This is a genomic window from Enterobacter sp. BWH64 (genome assembly GCF_001037645.1).
GTDB classification, from domain to species: domain Bacteria; phylum Pseudomonadota; class Gammaproteobacteria; order Enterobacterales; family Enterobacteriaceae; genus Enterobacter; species Enterobacter hormaechei_C.
Genome location: NZ_KQ089922.1, coordinates 3,836,660 through 3,860,258, shown reverse-complemented (window position 1 = coordinate 3,860,258; position 23,599 = coordinate 3,836,660). Strand labels below are relative to the sequence as shown.

20 protein-coding genes are annotated in these 23,599 nt (G+C 56.7%); 11 read left to right on the top strand and 9 right to left on the bottom strand.

Annotated elements, in window-relative coordinates; translation table 11 throughout:
* Nucleotides 1-30: 30 nt before the first annotated feature.
* Entirely contained in the window at nt 31-1,095 is a 1,065-nt protein-coding gene (locus SK50_RS18360; protein ID WP_003860546.1) for an AI-2E family transporter, read from the top strand.
* Nucleotides 1,096-1,234: 139 nt separating this feature from the next.
* Here SK50_RS18360 and bcp read toward each other — a convergent pair whose 3' ends face one another.
* Both bcp and SK50_RS18350 read right to left on the bottom strand, forming a co-directional pair.
* Nucleotides 1,235-1,705 (bottom strand): thioredoxin-dependent thiol peroxidase, encoded by a 471-nt coding sequence (gene bcp, locus SK50_RS18355; protein ID WP_015572198.1) that lies wholly within the window; start codon nt 1,703-1,705, stop codon nt 1,235-1,237.
* Nucleotides 1,705-2,274 (bottom strand): glycine cleavage system transcriptional repressor, encoded by a 570-nt coding sequence (locus SK50_RS18350; protein WP_000213743.1) that lies wholly within the window; start codon nt 2,272-2,274, stop codon nt 1,705-1,707. The genes bcp and SK50_RS18350 overlap by 1 nt, the downstream gene beginning before the upstream one ends.
* A 145-nt stretch (nt 2,275-2,419) precedes the next feature.
* Here SK50_RS18350 and dapA point away from each other — a divergent pair, with 145 nt between their 5' ends.
* From dapA to ypfH, 6 genes are all read left to right on the top strand, one after another.
* Nucleotides 2,420-3,298 carry a 4-hydroxy-tetrahydrodipicolinate synthase gene (dapA, locus tag SK50_RS18345; protein WP_003860542.1) on the top strand — a complete coding sequence of 293 codons (879 nt, stop codon included), beginning with the start codon at nt 2,420-2,422 and terminating at the stop codon, nt 3,296-3,298.
* 16 nt (nt 3,299-3,314) lie between these two features.
* Entirely contained in the window at nt 3,315-4,349 is a 1,035-nt protein-coding gene (gene bamC / locus SK50_RS18340) for an outer membrane protein assembly factor BamC (RefSeq protein WP_048229801.1), read from the top strand.
* Between the two features lie 109 nt (nt 4,350-4,458).
* Nucleotides 4,459-5,172: a phosphoribosylaminoimidazolesuccinocarboxamide synthase gene (gene purC, locus SK50_RS18335; RefSeq protein ID WP_001171626.1), complete on the top strand. Its 714-nt coding sequence runs from the start codon at nt 4,459-4,461 to the stop codon at nt 5,170-5,172.
* Nucleotides 5,173-5,292: 120 nt separating this feature from the next.
* The gene (locus SK50_RS18330; RefSeq protein ID WP_001303362.1) at nt 5,293-6,162 is read left to right on the top strand and encodes a KPN_02809 family neutral zinc metallopeptidase; all 870 of its coding nucleotides are present in this window, start codon (nt 5,293-5,295) and stop codon (nt 6,160-6,162) included.
* On the top strand, nt 6,162-8,108 hold the full coding sequence (locus SK50_RS18325; RefSeq protein ID WP_017692948.1) for a tRNA(Met) cytidine acetyltransferase TmcA: 1,947 nt from the start codon (nt 6,162-6,164) through the stop codon (nt 8,106-8,108). Before SK50_RS18330 ends, SK50_RS18325 begins: the two co-directional genes overlap by 1 nt.
* A gap of 73 nt (nt 8,109-8,181) precedes the next feature.
* Nucleotides 8,182-8,877, top strand: a complete 696-nt coding sequence (ypfH, locus tag SK50_RS18320; protein ID WP_048229798.1) for an esterase — start codon at nt 8,182-8,184, stop codon at nt 8,875-8,877.
* 39 nt (nt 8,878-8,916) lie between these two features.
* Here ypfH and SK50_RS18315 read toward each other — a convergent pair whose 3' ends face one another.
* Genes SK50_RS18315 through SK50_RS18305 form a run of 3 tightly spaced genes read right to left on the bottom strand, consistent with a single transcriptional unit; the run spans nt 8,917 to nt 10,626 of the window.
* A complete protein-coding gene (locus SK50_RS18315) occupies nt 8,917-9,114 on the bottom strand; it encodes a YpfN family protein (RefSeq protein ID WP_048229797.1) in 198 nt (65 codons plus the stop codon).
* 24 nt (nt 9,115-9,138) lie between these two features.
* Nucleotides 9,139-10,266, bottom strand: coding sequence for a succinyl-diaminopimelate desuccinylase (gene dapE, locus SK50_RS18310; protein WP_017383496.1), 1,128 nt, complete (start codon nt 10,264-10,266; stop codon nt 9,139-9,141).
* Between the two features lie 3 nt (nt 10,267-10,269).
* Nucleotides 10,270-10,626: an ArsC family reductase gene (locus tag SK50_RS18305; protein WP_015572203.1), complete on the bottom strand. Its 357-nt coding sequence runs from the start codon at nt 10,624-10,626 to the stop codon at nt 10,270-10,272.
* Nucleotides 10,627-11,013: 387 nt separating this feature from the next.
* On the opposite strand from SK50_RS18305, the gene ypfM reads away from it, so the two are divergent.
* Nucleotides 11,014-11,073, top strand: a complete 60-nt coding sequence (ypfM, locus tag SK50_RS23950) for a protein YpfM (RefSeq protein WP_015572204.1) — start codon at nt 11,014-11,016, stop codon at nt 11,071-11,073.
* 109 nt (nt 11,074-11,182) lie between these two features.
* Here ypfM and acrD read toward each other — a convergent pair whose 3' ends face one another.
* The gene (acrD, locus tag SK50_RS18300) at nt 11,183-14,296 is read right to left on the bottom strand and encodes a multidrug efflux RND transporter permease AcrD (RefSeq protein ID WP_017383494.1); all 3,114 of its coding nucleotides are present in this window, start codon (nt 14,294-14,296) and stop codon (nt 11,183-11,185) included.
* Nucleotides 14,297-14,437: 141 nt separating this feature from the next.
* Nucleotides 14,438-16,132 (bottom strand): nitrate/nitrite two-component system sensor histidine kinase NarQ, encoded by a 1,695-nt coding sequence (narQ, locus tag SK50_RS18295; RefSeq protein ID WP_017692951.1) that lies wholly within the window; start codon nt 16,130-16,132, stop codon nt 14,438-14,440.
* A 152-nt stretch (nt 16,133-16,284) separates the two neighbouring features.
* Here narQ and aegA point away from each other — a divergent pair, with 152 nt between their 5' ends.
* The 3 genes from aegA to SK50_RS18275 all read left to right on the top strand — a co-directional run bounded on the left by aegA (nt 16,285) and on the right by SK50_RS18275 (nt 20,072).
* Nucleotides 16,285-18,261 carry a formate-dependent uric acid utilization protein AegA gene (gene aegA / locus SK50_RS18285; RefSeq protein ID WP_071591734.1) on the top strand — a complete coding sequence of 659 codons (1,977 nt, stop codon included), beginning with the start codon at nt 16,285-16,287 and terminating at the stop codon, nt 18,259-18,261.
* A gap of 67 nt (nt 18,262-18,328) precedes the next feature.
* Entirely contained in the window at nt 18,329-18,922 is a 594-nt protein-coding gene (gene nudK / locus SK50_RS18280) for a GDP-mannose pyrophosphatase NudK (protein WP_017692952.1), read from the top strand.
* A gap of 106 nt (nt 18,923-19,028) precedes the next feature.
* Nucleotides 19,029-20,072: a DUF1176 domain-containing protein gene (locus tag SK50_RS18275; RefSeq protein WP_017692953.1), complete on the top strand. Its 1,044-nt coding sequence runs from the start codon at nt 19,029-19,031 to the stop codon at nt 20,070-20,072.
* A gap of 89 nt (nt 20,073-20,161) precedes the next feature.
* On the opposite strand, the gene ygjK is transcribed toward SK50_RS18275, so the two are convergent.
* Both ygjK and ygjJ read right to left on the bottom strand, forming a co-directional pair.
* Nucleotides 20,162-22,513, bottom strand: coding sequence for an alpha-glucosidase (ygjK, locus tag SK50_RS18270; protein ID WP_048229794.1), 2,352 nt, complete (start codon nt 22,511-22,513; stop codon nt 20,162-20,164).
* 15 nt (nt 22,514-22,528) lie between these two features.
* Nucleotides 22,529-23,587 carry a protein YgjJ gene (gene ygjJ / locus SK50_RS18265; protein ID WP_015572211.1) on the bottom strand — a complete coding sequence of 353 codons (1,059 nt, stop codon included), beginning with the start codon at nt 23,585-23,587 and terminating at the stop codon, nt 22,529-22,531.
* Nucleotides 23,588-23,599 lie beyond the last annotated feature (12 nt).

Sequence of the window (23,599 nt, the reverse complement as noted above, 5' to 3'; positions counted from 1 at the left end):
CTCCCGCCATTCGATTCAGGGAAGGGTTGTATGCTCGAAATGTTAATGCAGTGGTATCGGCGTCGGTTTAGCGACCCGGAAGCCATTGCTTTGCTGGTCATTCTGGTTGCCGGATTCGGTATCCTGTTCTTCTTTAGTGGCCTGCTGGCACCGCTACTGGTGGCAATTGTGCTGGCGTATCTGCTGGAGTGGCCCACCGCGCGTCTGGAACATATCGGCTGTTCCCGCCGCTGGGCGACCAGCATTGTTCTGGTGCTGTTTGTCGGCATTCTGCTGCTGATGTCCTTCGTGGTGATGCCCATCGCCTGGCAACAGGGGATCTACCTGATCCGCGATATGCCCGGCATGCTGAATAAACTGTCTGATTTTGCCGCCACGCTGCCGCGCCGCTATCCTGCGCTGATGGACGCCGGGATCATCGATGCGATGGCCGAAAACATGCGCGCCCGCATCATGACCATGGGTGATTCGGTGGTGAAATACTCTCTGGCCTCGCTGGTCGGCCTGCTGACGCTGGCGGTTTACCTTGTTCTCGTGCCGCTAATGGTGTTTTTCCTGGTCAAAGATAAAGAGCAGATGCTGAACGCGGTACGCCGTGTGCTGCCGCGCAATCGCGGTCTCGCCGGTCAGGTCTGGCAGGAGATGAACCAGCAGATCACCAACTACATTCGCGGCAAAGTGCTGGAGATGATTGTGGTGGGCGTGGCGACCTGGATTGGCTTCGTGATCTTCGGACTGAACTACTCGCTGCTGCTGGCGGTGCTGGTCGGATTCTCGGTTCTGATCCCGTATATCGGCGCGTTTGTGGTGACCATTCCGGTTGTGGGGGTGGCGCTGTTCCAGTTTGGTTTGGGTACGGAGTTCTGGAGCTGTTTCGCCGTATACCTGATTATTCAGGGACTGGACGGGAACCTGCTGGTACCGGTGCTGTTCTCAGAAGCAGTTAACCTGCATCCGCTGGTGATTATCCTTTCAGTGGTGATTTTCGGCGGGCTGTGGGGATTCTGGGGGGTATTCTTCGCCATTCCGCTGGCGACGCTGATTAAAGCCGTGGTCCACGCGTGGCCGGATGTGCCAGCGGTGGAAGAGAAGTAGATTTAGTGCGGGCTGATGCCCTCACCCCAACCCTCTCCCGCGGGGAGAGGGGGCAAACACTAAAAACGGTAGCGCATGCTACCGTTTTGCATTTACCTTGTAGGCCGGGTAAGCGCAGCGCCACCCGGCACTAAAATTATCACGCGTTCTCTTTCAGCCACTTCAACACTACGTCGTGGTGGTTGCTGGTTTTGAAATCATCAAACACGTGCTCAACTTTACCGTCAGCGTCAATCAGGAAGCTGATGCGGTGAATACCGTCGTACGTTTTGCCCATAAAGGACTTCTCACCCCAGACGCCAAACTGCTCGCAAACCTGGTGGTCTTCATCGGAAAGCAGCGTGAAGTTCAGCAGCTCTTTTTCCGCAAAGCGTGACAGCTTCTCTGGCTTATCGGTGCTGATGCCCAGCACTTCCACACCGACCTTTTTCAACTCATCCATGTTGTCGCGTAGACCGCAGGCCTGTACGGTACAGCCCGGGGTCATGGCTTTCGGGTAGAAATAGACCAGAACACGCTGTCCCTGGAAGTCGGTCAAATTTACTTGCTCGCCGTCTTGATCCGGTAAGCTAAATTTCGGTGCGATATCACCGGCTTTCAGTGGGTTCATTACTCAACTCCATCCTGTTCGTGCTGCGAATAATCGACGACGCTTATACTGCCTTGCGCATGTAATTCTGTACAGAGGGCTTTGAACGCTTGCTCGATATTTGACGCATCCTGCGAGGCAGGGCTGTGTGCGGTAATTTGAATAAACAGCGTCGGGATTGCGTTTTCATCGCCCGGCTGCGTGCGGGAAACCAGTTCGGCAATGTTCATCTGATGGCTGTCAAACAGCGCCGTAAAACGTTCAATCAGATGAGGTGAATCAGGCACTTCAACCTGTACCCAGACCGTGGCAGGCAGAGCCGGACGCGGGCGCGCGGTGGTGCGCTTCATCACAATCAGTAAATCCAGCTCTGCGCCTTTCAGCGGCAGGGTAGATTCAATGAGGGTAATGGCATTCCATGTTCCGGAAAGCAGCATGATGAACGTGAACTCTTCGCCAAGCATAGCCAGCCGGCTATCTTCGATGTTGCAGCCGCAGCTGCTCACGTGGCGAGTGATGGTATTCACGATACCCGGCCTGTCAGCACCCAGCGCAGTGATAACCAGGTAATGTTGTGATGAGGTTGTCAAACCTGTTCTTCCTTTGCGTGGTTAAGTCTTCCTAAGGAAAGCATAAAAAAAACATGCATACAACCGCCTGAGAGCCTCAGGTCGCTTGCTTTTATTACAGTTCCAAACGTAACATTGAGGCTCTTGTTCGCACAGAGGATGGCTCATGTTCACGGGAAGTATTGTCGCGCTTGTTACACCGATGGATGAAAAAGGTAATGTCTGCCGGTCAAGCATGAAGAAGCTCATTGATTACCATGTCGCCAATGGAACCTCGGCGATCGTTTCGGTAGGGACTACCGGTGAATCCGCTACGCTGAGCCACGAAGAGCACGGCGACGTTGTGATGCTGACCCTGGAACTGGCGGACGGGCGTATTCCGGTCATCGCGGGTACGGGCGCAAACGCAACGGCAGAAGCGATTAGCCTAACTCAGCGTTTTAACGACAGCGGCATTGTCGGCTGCCTGACGGTGACCCCTTATTACAACCGTCCTACTCAGGAAGGTTTGTTCCAGCATTTCAAAGCCATCGCTGAACATACTGACTTGCCACAAATTCTGTATAATGTGCCGTCCCGTACCGGTTGCGATATGCTGCCGGAAACCGTTGGCCGTCTCTCGAAAGTAAAAAATATTATCGGGATTAAAGAGGCGACAGGGAACTTAAGCCGCGTTCATCAGATCAAAGAGCTGGTTTCAGACGACTTTATCCTGTTGAGCGGTGATGATGCGACCGCGCTGGACTTTATGCAGCTCGGTGGTAATGGCGTGATTTCCGTTACGGCGAACGTGGCGGCGCGTGATATGGCTGACATGTGCAAACTGGCCGCAGCCGGTCACTTTGATGAAGCTCGCGTGATTAATCAGCGTCTGATGCCGTTGCACAATAAATTATTTGTCGAACCCAATCCGATCCCAGTGAAATGGGCATGTAAGGAGTTGGGGCTTGTAGCAACCGACACGCTGCGTCTGCCAATGACACCGATTACCGACCACGGTCGTGAAATTGTCGCTGGCGCGCTGAAGCATGCCGGTTTGCTGTAAAGTTTAGGGAGATTTGATGGCTTATTCAGTACAGAAGTCGCGCCTGGCGAAGGTTGCGGGTGTTTCGCTTGTTATGCTCCTCGCTGCCTGTAGTTCAGACTCGCGCTACAAGCGCCAGGTGAGCGGTGATGAATCCTATCTGGATGCGCCGCCGCTTGCTGAACTTCACGCGCCTGCCGGCATGATCCTGCCGATCCAGAACGGTGATTATAATATTCCGGTTACCAACGGCAGTGGCCTGGTGGGTAAAGCGCTTGATATTCGTCCGCCGGCTCAGCCTCTGGCGCTGGTGAGTGGCGCGCGCACGCAGTTTACCGGTGATACGGCCTCTCTGCTGGTGGAAAGCGCACGCGGTACCACGCTGTGGCCGCAGGTTGTGAGCGTTATTCAGTCGAAAAACTATACGATTGATAAACGCGACGACGCCAGCCAGACTTTAACCACCGACTGGATTGAGTGGAACCGTCTCGATGAAGACCAGCAGTATCGTGGTCGTTATCAAGTCTCCGTTAAGCCGCAGGGTTATCAGCAGGCGGTTACCGTCAAGCTGTTGAATCTTGAGCAGGCAGGTAAACCGGTTGCCGATCCGGCCGCCATGCAGCGCTACAGCACTGAAATGCTGAACGTGATTGCCGCTGGTCTGGATAAGAACGCTACCGATGCCGCAAACGCCGCGCAGAACCGTAACGGTTCAACGTTTGATGTGCAGAGCGGTGCAGACGATACCGGCCTGCCAATGCTGGTGGTGCGTGCGCCGTTTAATCAGACCTGGCAGCGCCTGCCAGCAACGCTTGAAAAAGTGGGCATGAAGGTGACCGACAGCACCCGTTCAACGGGCAGCATCACAGCGACCTATAAGCCGCTGTCTGATAGCGCCTGGCAGGAGCTGGGGGCAAGCGATCCACAGCTGCCTTCCGGTGACTACAAAATCCAGGTTGGCGACCTCGATAACCGCAGCAGCCTGCAATTTATCGTTCCGAAAGGACACACGCTGACCCAGGCGCAGAACGATGCGCTGGTCGCTGCCTTCCAGGCCGCATTCAGCAAATAATAGTGAGGGCTGGTTAATCCAGCCCTTTTTATTTTCGTGCTACGCAAACGTGTGCGTGGCATAATATGGCCAGTTTTGAATACAAATCATCACACCAGGAGTAATGAAGATGCAGAAGCAAGCTGAGTTGTATCGTGGCAAAGCGAAAACCGTATACAGCACGGAAAACCCGGATCTGTTGGTGCTCGAATTCCGCAATGATACGTCAGCAGGAGACGGCGCACGCATTGAGCAGTTCGATCGTAAGGGCATGGTGAACAACAAGTTCAACCACTTCATTATGACCAAACTGGCCGAAGCCGGTATCCCGACTCAGATGGAAGCGTTGCTGTCCGATACGGAATGTCTGGTAAAAAAACTGGATATGGTGCCGGTTGAGTGCGTGATCCGTAACCGTGCCGCAGGCTCCCTGGTGAAGCGTCTGGGCATTGAAGAGGGTATCGAACTGAATCCACCGCTGTTCGATCTGTTCCTGAAAAACGACGCCATGCACGACCCGATGGTCAACGAATCCTACTGCGAAACCTTCGGCTGGGTAAGCAAAGAGAACCTGGCGCGCATGCAGGAACTGACCTACAAAGCCAATGACGTGCTGAAAAAGCTGTTTGATGACGCGGGCCTGATCCTGGTCGACTTCAAGCTGGAGTTCGGTCTGTACAAGGGTGAAGTGGTGCTGGGCGACGAATTCTCGCCGGACGGCAGCCGCCTGTGGGACAAAGAGACGCTGGATAAAATGGACAAAGACCGTTTCCGCCAGAGTCTGGGTGGCGTGGTCGAAGCGTACGAAGCGGTTGCTCACCGTTTAGGCGTTAAGCTCGACTAAACTGCGCATTTGCCAAAGGATGTTGGCATCCTTTGGCGTCTTATCCTTGTTTACTATGGTAATCCTTTCATTAACCGCCTACGATCATAGCTATTATAAATGGAATAGTTCGAGGTGTTTATGCGCTGGCAAGGGCGTCGTGAAAGTGACAACGTAGAAGACAGACGCAGCAGTGGTGGCGGTGGTCCGTCTATGGGCGGGCCAGGTTTCCGGTTACCCAGCGGCAAGGGCGGCATTATTCTGCTGGTCGTCGTGCTGGTGGCGGGCTACTACGGCGTCGACCTGACCGGTTTGATGACCGGTGAAACCGGGCAACAGCAGCAGTATTCTCAGCGCTCCATCAGCCCGAATGAAGATGAAGCGGCGAAATTTACTTCCGTTATTCTCGCGACGACCGAAGATACCTGGGGTCAGCAGTTCGAGAAAATGGGGCGGACTTATCAGCCGCCAAAACTGGTGATGTACCGGGGCGCAACCCGCACCGGCTGCGGCACCGGGCAGTCCGTTATGGGGCCGTTCTACTGCCCGGCGGACAGCACCGTCTATATCGATCTCTCCTTCTATGACGACATGAAAAGCAAGCTGGGCGCCGACGGCGATTTTGCCCAGGGCTACGTGATCGCGCATGAAGTCGGCCACCACGTGCAGAAGCTCCTCGGCATTGAGCCTAAAGTGCGTCAGATGCAGCAGAATGCTTCTCAGGCGGAGGTGAATCGTCTGTCCGTACGCATGGAGCTTCAGGCCGACTGCTTCGCTGGCGTCTGGGGACACAGCATGCAGCAGCAGGGCGTGCTGGAAACAGGCGATCTGGAAGAGGCCCTGAATGCCGCACAGGCGATTGGTGACGATCGCTTGCAGCAGCAGAGCCAGGGGCGCGTTGTGCCGGACAGCTTTACCCATGGCACCTCAGAGCAGCGCTACAGTTGGTTTAAGCGTGGCTTCGACAGCGGCAACCCGTCGCAGTGTAATACCTTCGGCAAAGCTATGTGATGTTGGGGTTTGAACAGCTGGTCAACCAGCTTCAGCGTACCGGGCACCGCCGGCTGGTGGTGCTCAGCGGCGATGAAGCGTGGACGTTGAGCCAGGCGACCATTCTGCGCGATACGTTACCAGGAGACTGGCTGTGGCTGGAGGAAAACCCCTCTAAGACCATCAGCGGCCTGCTGGGACGTGAATACCTGCACGCCGTTTTTGACGCGCGTCGCGGGTTTGACGTCTCGGCCTTCGCCGCCCTCAGCGGGACCCTGCGCGCCGGAAGCCTTCTGATGCTGCTGGTGCCGCCGTTCTCCGTCTGGGCTAACAGGCCCGACGCGGATTCTCTACGCTGGAGCGACAGCGCCGAGCCGATCGCCACCCCGCACTTTGTTCACCACTTTTGCCGGACGCTTGCCGCCGATTCAGATGCCATCGTCTGGCATCAACATCGTCCTCTGTGCCTTCCCGTTACGTCAGATTTACCCGCCTGGCAGCCTGCCAGCGGTGAACCGCAGCGCGAGCAAGCTGAGATCCTCGACGCTCTTCTGACCATGCCTGCGGGCGTGGCCGCCGTGACGGCACCGCGCGGACGCGGAAAGTCCGCCCTGGCGGGCATGTTGCTCAACGGCATTCAGGGGAGTGCAGTAGTGACGGCACCGGCAAAAGGGGCGACGGATGTCATCGCGCGTTTCGCCGGGGAACATTTTCACTTTATGGCCCCGGATGCGCTGCTGGCCTCCACAACAGAAGCTGACTGGCTGATTGTCGATGAGGCGGCCGCCATCCCCGGCCCGCTGCTGGAGAAGCTGGCGTCGCGCTTTCCCCGCGTGTTGCTGACCACCACGGTGCAGGGTTATGAAGGCACGGGCAGGGGATTCCTGCTGAAGTTCTGCGCCCGGTTCAGCGGGCTGCGGCGTTATACCTTATCCACGCCTGTTCGCTGGGCTGCCGGATGTCCCCTTGAGCGGATAGTGGCGAACGCGCTGCTGTTCGACGATGCGCTTATCGATCGCAAACCGGAAGGAGAGGTACGTTTAACGTCGCTGGAGCCCGGGATGTGGGAGAGCGATCCGACGCGCGGGGCAGGCGTGTATGAACTGCTGTGTGCCGCGCACTACCGGACGTCACCCCTCGATTTACGCCGGATGATGGACGCCCCCGGCCAGCACTTTGCTGTTGCTCAGGCGGGCGCGGAGATCGCGGGCGCGCTCTGGCTGGTGGAGGAGGGGGGATTACCCCCTGCACTTAGCCGCGCAGTCTGGGCGGGCTTTCGTCGGCCGCGTGGAAATCTGGTGGCGCAGTCGCTGGCAGCGCACGGCGGCTCGCCGCTCGCGGCGACGCTGAAAGGCCGACGCGTCAGCCGCATTGCGGTTCATCCCCATCGCCAGCGGGAAGGCATCGGCCAGCGGCTGATCCGCAGTGCCAGCGGAGAAGATTATCTCTCGGTCAGCTTTGGCTATACCGACGAGCTGTGGCGTTTCTGGCGGCAGTGCGGGTTTGTGCTGGTGCGAATGGGCAGCCACCGGGAAGCCAGCAGCGGGTGCTATACGGCGATGGCGTTGCTGCCGCTGAGCGAGGCGGGGCATCAGCTCTGCGAACAGGCGCATCAGCGGTTATGTCGTGATATGCGCGTCCTGTCGGCCTGGAATGGCGAAAAGATCCCGGTGACGGATGCATGGGAAGCTACCCTTAATAGTGACGACTGGCTGGAGCTGGCGGGGTTTGCCTTTGCTCACCGGGCGTTTTCAACTTCGGTTGCGGCGCTGACGCGGTTGTTGTTAGCCGTGGACATGCCACTTCCGGCGCTGCGGGGGAAAATGGAAGGGAATACGCACGATTTCGGGCGCAAAGCGTTGCTGGCGAAGCTACGCGAGGAAACCGCACACGCGCTTGAAAGGCTTGATTACTCCCGTAGCCAGCAGCTGAAAGCCGACATTATGCAATGGCAATTTTTTCAATGAGTTCTTCAGTAAAGTGGCATGGTCATTACCCCGCAGAGGCGTAAAATCCTGCTTATCAATTAAGGAGATCGCCATGAAACATGACCATTTTGTTGTGCAAAGCCCGGATACACCTGCTAAACAGCTACTGCTTCTGTTTCATGGCGTGGGCGACAATGCCGTCAATATGGGACAGATTGGCAGCTGGTTTGCACCCGTTTTCCCACACGCGCTGATCGTCAGCATCGGCGGCGTGGAGCCGTGCGGTCCGGGCGGGCGGCAGTGGTTTTCCGTTGAGGGCGTGACGGAGGAGAATCGTCAGGCGCGTATTGATGCCGCTATGCCAGCCTTTATCGATACCGTGCGTTACTGGCAGCAGCAGAGCGGCGTAGGCGCCGACGCAACGGCGCTGATTGGCTTCTCTCAGGGCTCAATCATGTCGCTGGAAAGCGTAAAAGCGCAGCCCAGACTGGTATCCCGCGTGATTGCCTTTAACGGGCGTTTTGCGACGTTACCGCAAAGCGCGACCACGCAGACCACGATCCATCTCATTCATGGGGGGGAAGACCGGGTAATTGAGCTTTCGCATGCGGTAGCTGCCCAGGAGACGCTGATGCGCGAGGGCGGAGATGTGACGCTGGATATCGTGGACGATCTGGGGCATGCCATTGACGATCGCAGCATGCAGTTCGCGCTCGATCATCTGCGTTATACCGTACCGAAGCACTACTTTGATGAAGCGCTCAGCGGCGGTAAGCCGAATGACGATGATATCGTCGAGTTTATGTGAGGTGTCCCCCTCTCTTTAGGGAGAGGGGAAACAGAGCGATTACTTCTTCTGGTCCTTCTTCGGCCAGTTGTCTTCATCGTCCCACTTGTCGTTAAAATCACGGTGCGGCGGAAGATCCGGTTTGTTGGCAAGGAACTTTTTGTGGTCAACGCGCTTGAGATCTTTAATCACGTTAAGCAGCACGCCTACCAGAAATACCAACACCAGAACCCACCAGTACTTTGAAAGCCAGTCCATTCGCTAATCCTCTTTAAGCACCCGTCAGGCGACGAGCTGCTCCATAATACGTTGATACATGCGGGCCAGCAGTTGTAAATCGGCAGCGTTCACGCATTCATTGATTTTGTGAATCGTCGCGTTAACCGGACCCAGTTCGACAACCTGTGCGCCCATGCGGGCGATAAAGCGTCCGTCGGACGTGCCGCCCGTTGTCAGCAGCTGTGGCTTAATTTCATTATAGTGCGCAATGGCGTTCACCACCGCATCCACCAGTTTACCGCGCTGCGTCAGGAACGGCTGGCCAGACAGCCACCAGTCGAGGGTATAGCGCAGCTGATATTTCTCGAGCAGCGCAATCACGCGCGCTTTTATCATCTCGTCGGTCAGTTCGGTGCTGAAGCGGAAGTTAAACTGGACGAAGAGATCGCCGGGAATGACGTTGTTGCTGCCGGTGCCGGCCTTGATGTTGGCTATCTGCATGCTGGTTGGCGGGAAAAATTCATTGCCTTTATCCCATTCAATGCCCACCAGTTCGTTCAGCATCGGCGCGGCGCGGTGTACCGGGTTATCCGCCAGGTGCGGATAGGCAACATGGCCCTGCACGCCATGAATAGTCAAATTACAGGTCAGGGATCCACGGCGGCCATTTTTCACCACATCGCCCACCACTTCGGTGCTGGACGGTTCGCCCACCAGACAGTAGTCCAGACGTTCATTGCGCGCCATCAGGGCCTCAACGACCTTCACGGTGCCGTTGTGGGCGCTGGCTTCTTCATCGGAGGTAATCAAAAACGCAAGACGGTTTTTATGGTTCGGATGCTGGGCGACGAAACGCTCTGCCGCCACGACCATCGCAGCCAGAGAACCTTTCATGTCCGCAGCGCCGCGTCCGAAAAGCATGCCGTCGCGGATGGTCGGCTCAAAAGGCGGGTTGATCCAGCGGTCTGCGTCGCCTGCGGGAACTACGTCAGTATGTCCGGCAAACGCCAGCGTCTCTCCCTGACCGCGCCATGCCCAGAAGTTCTGCGTATCGCCAAAATCCATGTGCTCCACGGTAAAACCGATGGCACGCAGGCGCTCAATCATTAATGCCTGACAACCTGCGTCGTCCGGGCTAAGGGAAGGACGGCGAATAAGCTGCTGAGTCAGCTCAATGACCGGGCATGACATAGACTACACCTCAACGAATAAATCTGAATAAAGGGTTTCACTGAAACCCAGCAGCATAGGCTGACCTGGCTTGCAGAGCAATGGGCGTTTGATGATTGCCGGCATTTCAAGCATCAGTTTGGCTGCGCTGTCGGCGTCGTTGATCGTGGCCCGGAGAGATTCATCCAGTTTTCGCCAGGTGGTCCCGCGTGTATTCAGTAGCGCTTCCCATCCCAGTTCGTTGATGGCGGAATGGAGGAACGCGGGGTCAAGCCCGTCGGCACGGTAATCGTGGAAGCGATAGTCGATGTTGTGTGCTTCCAGCCAGCGGCGGGCTTTTTTAATCGTGTCGCAATTCTTAATGCCGTACATCACAACCATAGTGAATCCTTTTGTTCTTTTGTGGATTAAATGTTCAATATTTTCGAAGATATATCCTTAAGTGGAATATAACACATTCGGAATTTTTCGGGATTTACAATTCTCCATAATTCAACGAACAGCTGTAAGCTGAATAGTCTTTCATCTTTTAAGCATAGTTGTCCACCCTGTTTAAATTGCCAATAAACTCAGAGGGAAATTAAAAATGCTGTCATTTTTCCGACTATTTCAAAATATTGCTGTAGGTCACATAAAATTTACCCGGCAACGCTCATAGTGATCCTAAACCTACCAGCACAGCGGGGCTCAATCACAGCAATCGGTTAAAGTGGCTTCACAATGATGATACGTTTTCGTAGAATGCGCATAATAATAAGAGAGGTTGTTATGATTGAACGTGAACTGGGGAACTGGAAAGATTTTATCGAAGGCATGCTTCGTAAATGAATTTCCGGTAAGAAATGCAAGAGCACTTAATTAACTAAAATAACCATAGTGTGAACGAATCACACAATAAAAAGGCGGCCTGTAAAGCCGCCTTTTTTATTTCAACGTGTTATTCCGGCTTATCCTTCAGCGGGAAACGACGGCGTACCAGCACAAAGAACAGCGGTACGAAATAGATAGCCAGAATCGTCGCCGAAATCATTCCCCCCATAACGCCCGTTCCCACCGCGTGCTGGCTGCTGGAGCCTGCGCCGGAGCTGGTGGCCATCGGCAGGACGCCAAACACAAACGCCAGAGAAGTCATCAGGATCGGGCGCAGGCGCTGACGACAGGCGTGCAGCGTGGCGGCCATCAGTTCGTGACCTTTGGCATTCATCTCATTGGCAAATTCGACGATCAGAATGGCGTTTTTCGCCGACAATCCGATTACGGTGAGGAGTCCGACCTGGAAATAGACATCATTTTCCAGGCCGCGCATCCAGGTTGCCAGCAGCGCTCCGATGACCCCGAGAGGCACCACCAGCATCACCGAGAACGGCACTGACCAGCTTTCATACAGCGCCGCCAGACAGAGGAACACTACCAGCAGCGAAAGGGCATACAGGGCAGGCGCCTGAGCGCCGGAAAGCCGTTCCTGGTAGGACATCGCTGTCCACTCCAGGCCAAAGCCGGTCGGTAACTGCTGAACCAGTTTTTCCATAATGTCCATTGCGGTACCGGTACTGACGCCCGGCGCGGCTTCACCAACAATCTCCAGCGCCGAATAGCCGTTGTAACGCTCCAGACGCGGTGAACCGGTCTCCCAGCGTGACGTCGCAAATGCCGAGAACGGCACCATGCCGCCGGTGTTATTGCGCACATACCAGCGGTTGATATCGTCCGGCAGCATGCGGTATTTGGCGGCAGACTGAACATAGACCTTCTTCACGCGGCCGCGATCCATAAAGTCATTCACGTAGCTTGAGCCCCATGCCGTTTGCAGGGTGTCGTTAATGTCGTCGATGGAGACGCCCAGCGCCTGCGCTTTACGCTGGTCAATATCCACCTGTAGCTGAGGGCTGTCATCCAGACCGTTATGACGAACGCGGGTAAGCTGCGGATCTTTCCCGGCCAGCTCCAGCAGCTTGTCGCGAGCAGCCATCAACGCGTCATGCCCGGCACCCGCGTGATCCTGAAGCTCCATATCAAACCCGGCTGAGCTGCCCAGGCCGCTGATGGCGGGCGGGCTGCTGGCGAAAACGCGCGCTTCCTTGATTTTGTTGAACGCTTTGGTTGCACGCTCAATGATGGCAAAGGAGGAGCCGGTATCGCTGTCGCGCTGGTCCCAGTCTTTCAGGCGCACAAACATACGCGCCACGTTCTGCCCGTTACCGCCAGGGCCAGAGCCGACGGTGGAGAAGACGGAGACCACGTTATCTTTCTCCTGAGTATGGAAGTAGTTCTCAACCTTCTGCACCACTTTCAGGGTCTGCTGCTGGGTCGAGCCGCTGGGTAACTGTACGGAGGTGATAAACATGCCGCGATCTTCCAGCGGCAGGAACGAGGTTGGCAGCCGCAGGAACAGAAAGACCATGCCGCCGAGCAGCAGGACATAAACCACCATCCAGCGCACGCTGCGGTGCAGTACTTTACCCACGCCCGCTTCATAGCGCGCCGCATTGCGGTTAAACATGCGGTTAAACCAGCCGAAGAAGCCTTTTTGACCGTGGTGTTCGCCCTTATGCAGCGGTTTCAGCAGCGTCGCGCACAGGGCAGGGGTAAGGATCATCGCCACCAGTACGGAGAGCACCATTGCAGAGACGATGGTGATCGAGAACTGGCGATAAATCGCGCCCGTGGTGCCGCCAAAAAACGCCATCGGGATAAATACCGCCGACAGCACCATGGCGATACCGACCAGCGCGCCCTGAATCTGTCCCATCGATTTGCGCGTGGCCTCGCGGGGCGAAAGCCCTTCCTCGCTCATGATGCGCTCAACGTTTTCCACCACCACGATGGCATCATCCACCAGCAGACCGATGGCCAGCACCATGGCGAACATGGTCAGGGTGTTGATGCTGTAACCGAAGGCATACAGCACCGCAAAGGTACCCAGCAGCACCACCGGCACCGCAATAGTGGGGATCAGCGTAGCGCGGAAGTTTTGCAGGAACAGGTACATCACAAGGAACACCAGCGCGATAGCTTCGAGCAGGGTTTTCACCACATCTTCGATGGAGGCTTTTACGAACGAGGTGGTTTCGTAGGCGACTTTGTACTCCAGTCCGTGCGGGAAGAAATGCGACAGCTCATCCAGACGCTCTAGCACCCGCTGCGCGGTCGCCATTTCGTTGGCGCCGGAGGCCAGTTTCACCCCCAGCCCGGACGCGGCATTGCCGTTGAAGCGGCTCAGGTAGTCATATTTTTCCGCCCCCATCTCCACGGTGGCGACATCCCCCAGACGCACTTCCGAACCGTCCTGATTCACGCGTAGCGTGATATTGCGGAACTGTTCAGGTGTCTGGAGCAGCGACTGGGAGTTGATGGTGGCGTTAAGCGCCTGGTTGTCCACGGACGGCGTACCGCCGAGCTGCCCCACGGCAATCTGGGCGTTCTGCGATTCGATAGCGTCGGTGACATCTTTGGCGGTCATCTGCACGCTGTTCAGCTTGTTGGGATCCAGCCAGATACGCATGGAGTACTGCGAGCCGTAGGCGTCGATATCACCCACGCCGTTGATACGGCTGAGCGGATCCTGAATATTACTGGCGACGTAGTCCGCTATGTCCTGCTTATCCATTGAGCCATCGGTTGAAACAAACGCGATGGTCAAAATATTGGTGTCACCGGTTTTACGCACGGTCACCCCCTGGTTCTGCACCGCCTGAGGCAGTTTACGCAGGGCCGATTGCAGCTGGTTTTGCACCTGCTGCACCGCTTCATCCGGATCCGTGCCCGCCGTAAAGCTCAGGGTTACCGTCGCCTGGCCCGTGGCGCTGCTCTGTGAGGACATGTACATCAGGTTATCGAGACCCGTCATGTTCTGCTCGATAACCTGGGTGACGGTATTTTCCAGCGTCTGTGCCGAGGCGCCAGGGTAGTTCGCCGTGATACGCACGTTGGGGGGCGCGAGGTCAGGGTATTGCTCAACAGGAAGGGACGTAATCGCCAGGACACCCGTCAGACACAACAGGATTGCAAGCACCCAGGCAAAAATGGGGCGATCGATGAAAAAATTCGCCATTAAAGTGTGACCTCGTTTTGCTGCACGTCATTATTGTTTATTGCCCGCCTAACTTTAGCGGTAAGGCCCAGGTCAAACGTGGAGAAATAAAGGAGATAATGTAAATTATCATGCGCTTTTTTCAGCGCGCCTTCTTTCTCGCTATTTTTCAGCCTGGGCCGCAGGCGTCTGGAACGTTACGCTGACCTGTGTCCCGCCCTGTGGCGGCTGAGAAAAGTGTAATGTCCCGCCGAGCCGTCCCGCGCGTTCGCGCATGATATTCAGCCCGTAATGCCCCGGCGGTTCGCTGGCGTCGCCGATACCAATGCCGTTGTCGCGGATCGTGACCGTGTGAGTGCCGTCCGCGGTGGTGACGCAGCTGACCACAATCTCGCTCGCGTCGGCATGTTTAATCGCATTCAGCACTGCCTCACGCACAATCTGTAAGAGGTGCACCTGTTTTTGTGCGTCCAGCGCCAGCGATGAGAGACGGCAGTCGAGCACCAGCTTCGCGCGGGTCTGGCTTTGCAACCCGTCGAGAGACTCCTGTAGCGCGGCAGGAAGATTGGCGTGATTGAGGGTCAGGCGGAAGGTGGTGAGCAGCTCGCGTAGCTGATGCCAGGCATTATTCAGCTCGCGGGAGAAGTCCGTAATGATGGTCTGCGCCGGAGCATTGTCGCCCGGCACGGCATGCTTCAGCAGCGTAAGCTGAATACGCAAATAGGAGAGCACCTGCGCCAGCGAATCATGCAGCTCGCGCGCGATGGTGGCGCGCTCCTCCATCAGCAGCAGCTGCTGATAATGTTTCTGCGCCTGATTGAAATAGAGCCCCCGGCCCAGCATCGTCGCCACGCTTTCCATGAGCGGCAGCGGAACATCCCCGGTCGCGCTTTGCCAGCGCAGTTCGCCGTACAGGGTGTCCTGCATTAACACCGGTAAATTGTGCATTTTCTCGCCCGGGGACTCCTGTCCTTCGTAAAGCTGCCAGTCGTCACTGGTGCGCAATTGCAGGTAATTCATCTGCGTATAGTCATGCACAATCTGCAAAATATGCCGGAAACAGTGGCTGTCTATCTGCCCGGTATTCAACGCCTGTGAGCATTTAAACAGCATTTCGAGCTGCTGATGCGCTTCATTCAGGTGGCGGGTTTTTTCAGCAACGGAGCGCTCAAGTGAACGGTACAGGGTGTGTAATTCCGCCGACATATGGTTGAAGGCGCGGGAAAGCTGGCCCAGCTCGTTGGGAAGCGTAGTATCCGGCGCGGGAGTGTCGAATTGCCCCTGTTCGATACGCTCGCTCGCCGCCACCAGATTATTCAGCGGCAGCACAACCTGACGGCGGATGCGCCGCAGGGTCACCACCGCCAGCAGCAGGATGCCCAGGCCACCCGTCAGCGACATGAAAATCACCAGCTGAATTTTATGTTCGGTGTAGTGCTGTAGCGCCAGCACAAAGGAATCTATCCGGCCCACGAAATCCTCAATGTGGTTCTGATACCACCCGGTATCGCCGCTGGCGATGCGCGTGTCCATCTCCTGCCAGCCAAGGTGCAACTGCTGGTAACGCTGTTTGACGTCCTCTGGCACATACCAGCGGTTTAGCTTCTGCAACGCAGGCGCGCTCAGCGTTTTTTGCCAGACCGCGCGGTGCTCTGCCAGCGATGGGCCGGCGCGCTGCATTTCGTAGCCCAGGCGGTAGCTCTGCATACGCAGCGAGCCGGCGATGTTAATCGCCTCGGCGTCGCGCTGGCTGCTGGCGAGTGTGACCAGCGCAATGGCGCTGATCAGAACGGACAAGACAATCATCGAAAAGAAAGCCCGAGCCAGGCTTCCCGATACGGGGCGTTTAACGGTCACTCATCAGCTTCCTGAATTAAATTGATCTGCCACAGGTTCACTGGAAATAGTTCGGCTTCCTGGGCATTTGAACATTGCGTCGCCATGCCGCTGTGGGTAAATACGATAACAATAGAAAGAATAAGGTTATTGAACCAAAAACAGGTGTTGTTATGAATCGTTTTATTATGGCCAACGCTCAACAGTGTATCGGTTGTCGCGCCTGCGAAGTTGCCTGTGTGATGGCGCACAACGGGGAGCAGCACGCGCTGAGCGAGCGCCATTTTCATCCCCGCATTACGGTCCTTACCTCAGGCTTGCGAAAAAGCCCCGTGACCTGCCACCACTGTGAAAACGCGCCCTGCGCGCAAAGCTGCCCGAACGGAGCCATCACGCAACACAGCGACAGCGTACAGGTCAATCAACAAAAATGCATTGGCTGTAAAGCCTGCGTGGTGGCCTGTCCGTTTGGCACGATGGACATGCTGATCGCCCCGCTGGAAAACGACAGCGTAAAGGCCTCGGCGCACAAATGCGACCTCTGCCTGGAAAGGCCGCAAGGCCCGGCCTGCGTGGAAAACTGCCCGGCGGAGGTGCTTACGCTCGCCACCCCAGCCGTACTGGATAAGCTGGTTAAGCAGCGCCGACAGCGCAGCGCAAGGCTGGACGCGCTGCCGTGGCACAGCGAGGCGGTTCAGTCAGCCCCTCCGCAAACCAAACGGCAACAGATGCAAAACACCCCGGCGCGCGGTGAGCCGGATAAGCTCAGCCCCGAAGCACGCGCATACCATTTTAACGAGATCTACCTGCCGTTTCGCCCGGAACAGGCGCAGCGTGAGGCATCCCGGTGCCTGAAATGTGGCGAGCATAGCATTTGCGAGTGGACCTGCCCGCTGCATAACCACATTCCCCAGTGGATTCAGCGGATCGGGGCGGGGGATATCGTCGGTGCGGCTGAGCTTTCACACCAGACTAACTGTTTACCGGAAATTACCGGCCGCGTCTGCCCACAGGATCGATTATGTGAAGGCGCCTGCACCCTGCGGGATGCGTCAGGGGCAGTAACCATCGGTAATATCGAACGGTATATCTCGGATCGGGCGCTGGCGATGGGCTGGACGCCGGACGTCAGCCACGTTAAGCCGGTCGGTAAGCGCGTCGCCATCATCGGCGCCGGTCCGGCAGGGCTGGCCTGCGCCGACGTGCTGGTGCGCAGCGGCGTCGGCGTGACGGTCTACGACCGCCATCCGGAAATCGGCGGATTGCTGACCTTTGGTATTCCGGCCTTCAAGCTGGATAAATCCCTGTTAGCGCGGCGCAGAGAGATATTCAGCGCGATGGGCATCCGCTTCGAGCTGAACTGCGAGGTGGGAAAAGACGTGTCGATGGCCCAACTGCAAAACGACTACGATGCCCTGTTCATCGGCGTAGGGACCTATCGTTCCATGAAAGCGGGTATCCCTCACGAAGACGCGCCGGGCGTGTACGACGCGCTGCCGTTTTTAGTGGCAAACACGCGGAACGTGATGGGCCTTGATCCTGCCGCAGACGAACCGTTTATCGACACACAGGGTTTAAACGTGGTGGTGCTCGGCGGGGGCGATACGGCGATGGACTGCGTGCGCACCGCGCTGCGGCATGGCGCGGCGAAAGTAACCTGCGCCTATCGGCGGGACGAGGCCAACATGCCGGGCTCAAAGAAAGAGGTTAAAAACGCGAAAGAAGAGGGCGCAGCGTTTGAATTTAATGTCCAGCCGGTTGAGCTCACGCTGGATACCGACGGGAAGGTTAACGGTATCCGGATGCTGCGCACCAGGCTGGGCGAGCCGGATGCGCAGGGGCGGCGGCGTCCTGTCCCGGTGGCGGGCAGTGAGTTTGTCATGCCAGCGGATGCGGTGATCATGGCGTTTGGTTTTAATCCGCACGCCATGCCGTGGCTTCAGGCGCAGGGCGTCGACACCGACGACTGGGGGCGCATCAGGGCCTCCGTGGAGAGCCGTTATCGCTACCAGACCTCGAATCCGCAGATTTTTGCTGGCGGTGATGCGGTACGCGGTGCGGATCTGGTGGTCACCGCGATGGCGGAAGGGCGCCATGCCGCGCAGGGGATCATGGACTGGCTTGGCGTGCCGCCGCGCAACTTGCATTAATGCAGACGGGCGACAAAGCGGGCTTCACGGCGTAGTATAAACAGACTCATATTGCCGTGGAGCCCGTATGTCCCTGAACATTACCGTTATTAAAGACAAAATCCTTTCTGAAAATTACTTTGTCCTGCGTAACATCACTTACGATCTCACCCGTAAGAACGGGGACGTCATTCGCCATAAACGCGAAGTCTACGACCGGGGCAATGGTGCAACCATCCTGCTGTATAACCGTGAAAAGCAAAGCGTGGTGCTGATCCGCCAGTTTCGCATCGCGACATGGGTCAATGGCAACGCGGACGGACGTCTGATTGAAACCTGTGCAGGTCTGCTTGATGACGATGAGCCGGAAGTGTGTATCCGCAAAGAAGCCATTGAGGAGACGGGTTTTGAAGTGGGTGCGGTGCAGAAAGTCTTTGAGCTGTTTATGTCCCCTGGCGGGGTTACCGAGCTGGTTCACTTCTTCATTGCGGAATATACCGATGCTCAGCGCACGCACCGGGGCGGCGGCGTGGACGATGAAGACATTGAAGTGCTGGAAATGCCTTTCGCTCAGGCTGTCGACATGGTGAAACGCGGCGAGATCCGCGACGGTAAAGCGGTGATCCTGTTGCAGTATCTGCAAACCAGCGGGCTGATGAATGCGGCGGCGGAAGCGCGATAAGTTGTATTTCAGATAAATCTATCCGATAAATCCGATTGAGCCAGCCCGCCCAGGGCACGAAGATACGCCCCAGATTGACCTATTCGTTTCCGGGGCTGTGCCGTTCATGCGCTACTGCGTTTATCTTCTCTTCTTCATTTGCGTGCTTCCCGCGCCTTTGGTGTGGGCTGCGCCTGCGCAGCAGTCTTTTTCAGACTGGCAGGTGACCTGCAATAACCAGAACTTCTGCGTAGCGCGCAATACCGGCGAGCATCGCGGTCTGGTCATGACGCTGAGCCGCAGTGCGGGGGCAAAAACGGACGCCAGCCTGCGCATCGATCTCGGCGGGCTTTCGGCGCCTCCGGTGAAAGAGCCTGACATCGCCCCGCGCCTGCTGCTCGACAATGTGCCGCTTAAACTCACGTCGCAACACTGGCAGTTAGCCCCCTGGCATCTTAAAACAGACGATACGGCCACCATCACCACGTTTCTGAAAACCATTCAGGAAGGGCAGGCGCTGACCCTGCGCGGGGGGAAGCAGACAATTTCTCTGGCCGGTCTGAAAGCGGCGCTGCTGTTTATCGATGCCCAGCAAAAACGCGTCGGAAGTGAAACGGCGTGGATTAAAAAAGGGGATAGTCCACCGCTAAGCGTGCCGCCTGCGCCGGCATTAAAAAAGGTGGCGGTGGTGAACCCCACGCCAACGCCGCTGACGCATAACGAACTCAACGATCTGCTGGATTACGGTACCTGGCGCATGAACCACAGCCAGTGCTCTCTCGATCCGAACCGGCGTGAAGTGCGCGTGACCGCGCTGACCGATGACAAAGCGCTGATGATCATCAGCTGTGAGGCAGGGGCGTACAACACCGTCGACCTGGCGTGGCTGGTGTCGCGTAAAAAACCATTTTCGGCCAGGAGCGTGAGATTGCGCCTGCCGTTTACCCCTTCCAGCCAGAGTAGCGACATGGAGCTGATGAATGCCAGCTTCGACGAAAAAACGCGCGAGCTGACCACGCTGGCGCTGGGACGCGGGATTGGCGACTGTGGGATCCAGACCCGCTGGCGTTTTAACGGCCAGCGCTTCCGCCTGGTACGCTACGCGGAAGAGCCAAGCTGTGATAACTGGAATGGGGCAGATGCCTGGCCCACGCTGTGGATCACAAGGTAGGGTTTTGCCGGGTGGCGCTGTCGCTTACCCGGCCTACTTTTTAGAACCGTAGGCCCGGTAAGGCGTAGCCGCCACCGGGCACGAGGGCATCACCGATCGCTCTTACGGAAAAAGTCGTTATACAGCATATACAAATGCGCCGCGCTCCAGGAGAAGTTAGGTGCGCCCTGCTGTGCTCCGGTCAGGGGGTTATAGTTCTCCTGAATCGGGCCGTCCGAGGTTAACCCTTTCGCATGCTTAAAGAAGGTTTCGGCGAGGGTTTGCGCCTGCTCACGATAGCCGTAACGTTCCATGCCTTTTAGTCCAAACCAGAACTGATCGACCCAGACCCGGCCGCGCCAGTATATGTCTGCGCCGAACGCCGGGTTTGTCAGCGCGGCGGTGCCGAGCGGTACCCAGGTATTGAACTCCTTCGGATCCAGCATCACCTTGACCACGGCATCCGCATGTTCCTGCGTCGCGGCACCGTTAAACAGCGGAGACCAGCCTTCCGGCCCTTTACCACGCTCGACGATAGGTTTGCCCGCACAGCCGTTCGCCAGCGGCTTATCCTCGATACGAATGTCATAGTAAAACCCGCTTTTCGCATCGAACATGCAGGTGTTGATATAGGTTGCGAGCTTATCTGCCAGCTGGCGATAGTGGCTGGCCTCCTGCTCTTTACCCAGCAGGCTCGCCATCTGCGCCAGATAGTGATTGTCGCTGTACATATAGCTTGCCTGGTCAACGGACTCCTGTAATAAGGAATACCCTAACAGATCGCCTTTTTTACTCCTGTTTTCGGCAAATTTAACCGTCCAGTCGCTGCGTTTCCCGCCGTTTTCAACGTACTTATCCAGCTGCGCTTTATCGATATATCCGAATACGGCGGCATCATCGCGCCCGGACTCCCACGAGGCGGCCACCTGCGCGGGGATCTCCAGGCTGTCGTACTGGCCGTTATCGATTATCCGTGCGTAGTTATTCAGGCCGGAAAGCGACTCTTCTTTATCACCTTTTTTCACCGTGAACAGCATCTCGCCGGTAGCGGTGTTATGGGCCTTATCACGCGTCGCACCGTACTCCGGCACGCCGTTGCCGTTATGATCGCGGTTACGCAGCCACCAGTCGTGATAGGCAACCAGTTTTGGATACATCTCGGCAAGCCAGGCTTTATACTGCGTGGTGTTATACACCTCCATCACCGACCATGCCGCCAGGCTCGGCTTGGTGTTACGCTCGTTCCAGTTACCGCCGTCGCCGCCTCGTTCCGGGCTCAGGTTCCAGGCGATTAAATCCGGCACAAATCCGGCATCCTGCGGGCGCACCGGATCGTCGGGTTTGATCTGCCAGGAGAAGACCGCGCGGATGTTCTCTTTGGCGATCTCCGGGTTGAAATGCGCCATGGCAAATGCCTGTTTCCAGGTGTCCCACGGCCAGGTCTGGTTGCCGGAGAACCAGCGTCCGGTTACGGAGGGCGTCACCGTGTTAAAACGCACCGCGCCGCCTGGCGAACGCCAGTTACCGTTCAACGTCTCGATGGCTTTCACCGCCACGCGCGTTTGTTCTGGAGTCGCGTGCGGGTTGGTTAACCCTTGTTGTAAATACCTCTCCCAGCGCGCTTGCGAGGCGGCCATAAAGTAGGCCGGACGCGCCAGAATGTCGCGGATCTGCGGCTGTTCACGCGCGACGTCATCGGCGTTCAGCAGATGGGAGTAGGTAGTGTACAGCGTGGTGCTGTCGGAAATCTGTGCCCGGCTGGTAAAGCGATGTCCGTCAACGGTGGTCTCGGCAGGAAGAGAGCGGTGTAACTGATATTCGGAACTGCCGGAGGTGAGCAGATCCCAGGTGGAGCGTACCTTGCCGAAGGTCACCTTCAGGCCGTCGCGCGTGGCTACAATTTTACGCTGATAATCAGGATATGCGCTGTCGATGGTTTTATCCGAACGCGGCTTGCCCTCTTTGGCCTCCAGTTTTTCCAGCAGCTCGCCGTCCCACACCAGCTCCAGCGGCGTTTTGCTGGTAATACGGGTTTCAAGCAGCGAAGTACGCGCAGAAGCAAAGCGCAGCGTCATCACGATCTGAACATCCCTGGCGCTCAGTTTCTGCACCAACGCGCCAGGGAGGCTGTAGGCTTCAAGGGTGAAATCCACTTTTTTGCCGTTCTGGTACACGGACAGGCGATCAAAATTCGTCGCCATAAAGTTGATGTACTCTTCGGTGAGCAGCGCTACGCCGGGAAATCCGCCCTGGGTCTGCGGCCCGTCCGGCAGCAAATGCCCATGCCAGGCACCCATATCAAAAAAGGGATTAAACCGCTGGTGGTCGTCGTAGTCGAAATCCTGCATGAAGAGCGGCGCGCCGGTACGGTTGATGACGTTTTTGAAGTCAGTTGCGGTGGCGGCGTGAGCCGAAAAACTGAGCGCCAGCGCGCAGGCTAGCGGCGTGAGGACGTATTTCATGGTGGTAGATCCTTTTTACCAGTAGAAGTATTGCATCAGGAAGACCTGATCGCTCGGGTCGCCGGAGGCATTTTTCATATAGAAGCGGCTGTCGGCAGCGGTGGCAAAACGCCCGCCGCCGTACTCGTACCAGATCCCGAACTGCATAAACGAGGTAGTTTCTTCAGCCGCATCGTCCGGACGATGTTTCGCGTAGCTGTAAGCAGTGGAGAGATAAACGCCTTTCAGGGCTTCCACCATGGCGCTGACCATAAATCCGCTCTCCGTGCCGGAGACGTTCTGTCCATCTGCCCGTCCGGTATGATGCCACGCGCGTGCCGCCAGGTTGGGTGTCAAAACGCCTGTTAAAAAGAGCTGGCCTGTGCCGTCGGTAATTTCAAGACCGTTCATCCAGGTGACATCTTTCATGATGTCGTACTGAATATAGCCATTCGCCATTGCCGGATAGGTATATTTGTCGTCATAACGATCGTATTTGCCGAAGTGCAGCCAGGCCTTGCTTTCGTCATGGTGACCCGCTGGCGTGGCGGTGACGCTATAGCGCAGGTTGCCGGAGAGGTTTTGCACCTTTAGTGCGTACAAGATGTCGCGGGTGTTGGGGATCACATAGCCCAGATCCGGCGTAAAATCGCCCCACCATTGCAGGTCATCGAGAGACGAGTCCTGGCGCAGGCTGAGCATGATCTCGGTGCTGTTATCGGTTTTGTAACCGCCGTAGAAGCGGTTAATCCCACCTTCAAACCCGCCCCAGCTGTGATCGGGCACCCAGGCGTTGCCCTGATGATCCGCCTGTACGGTCCAGCCTTCGCCGTAAATCAGGCCGAACCAGTTCCCCTGTTTCATCTCCAGACCGCCCTCAATATAAGTGCCGTCGCTGTATTTATGTTTATCCTGACCTTCTAAATCCATATACCCACCGACGCCCATCTCGCCATAAAAACGAAATGACGGGGAGGTTATTGCCGGTGTTTTGGTATCGTCATGTTCAGCGGGCCGGGCATCTTCTGCGGCAATAGCAGGGCAGCAGAAAGAGAGGGCAGCGAGTGCCCACAATGTTTTTTGTTTAATTTTCATAAACTCATCCCA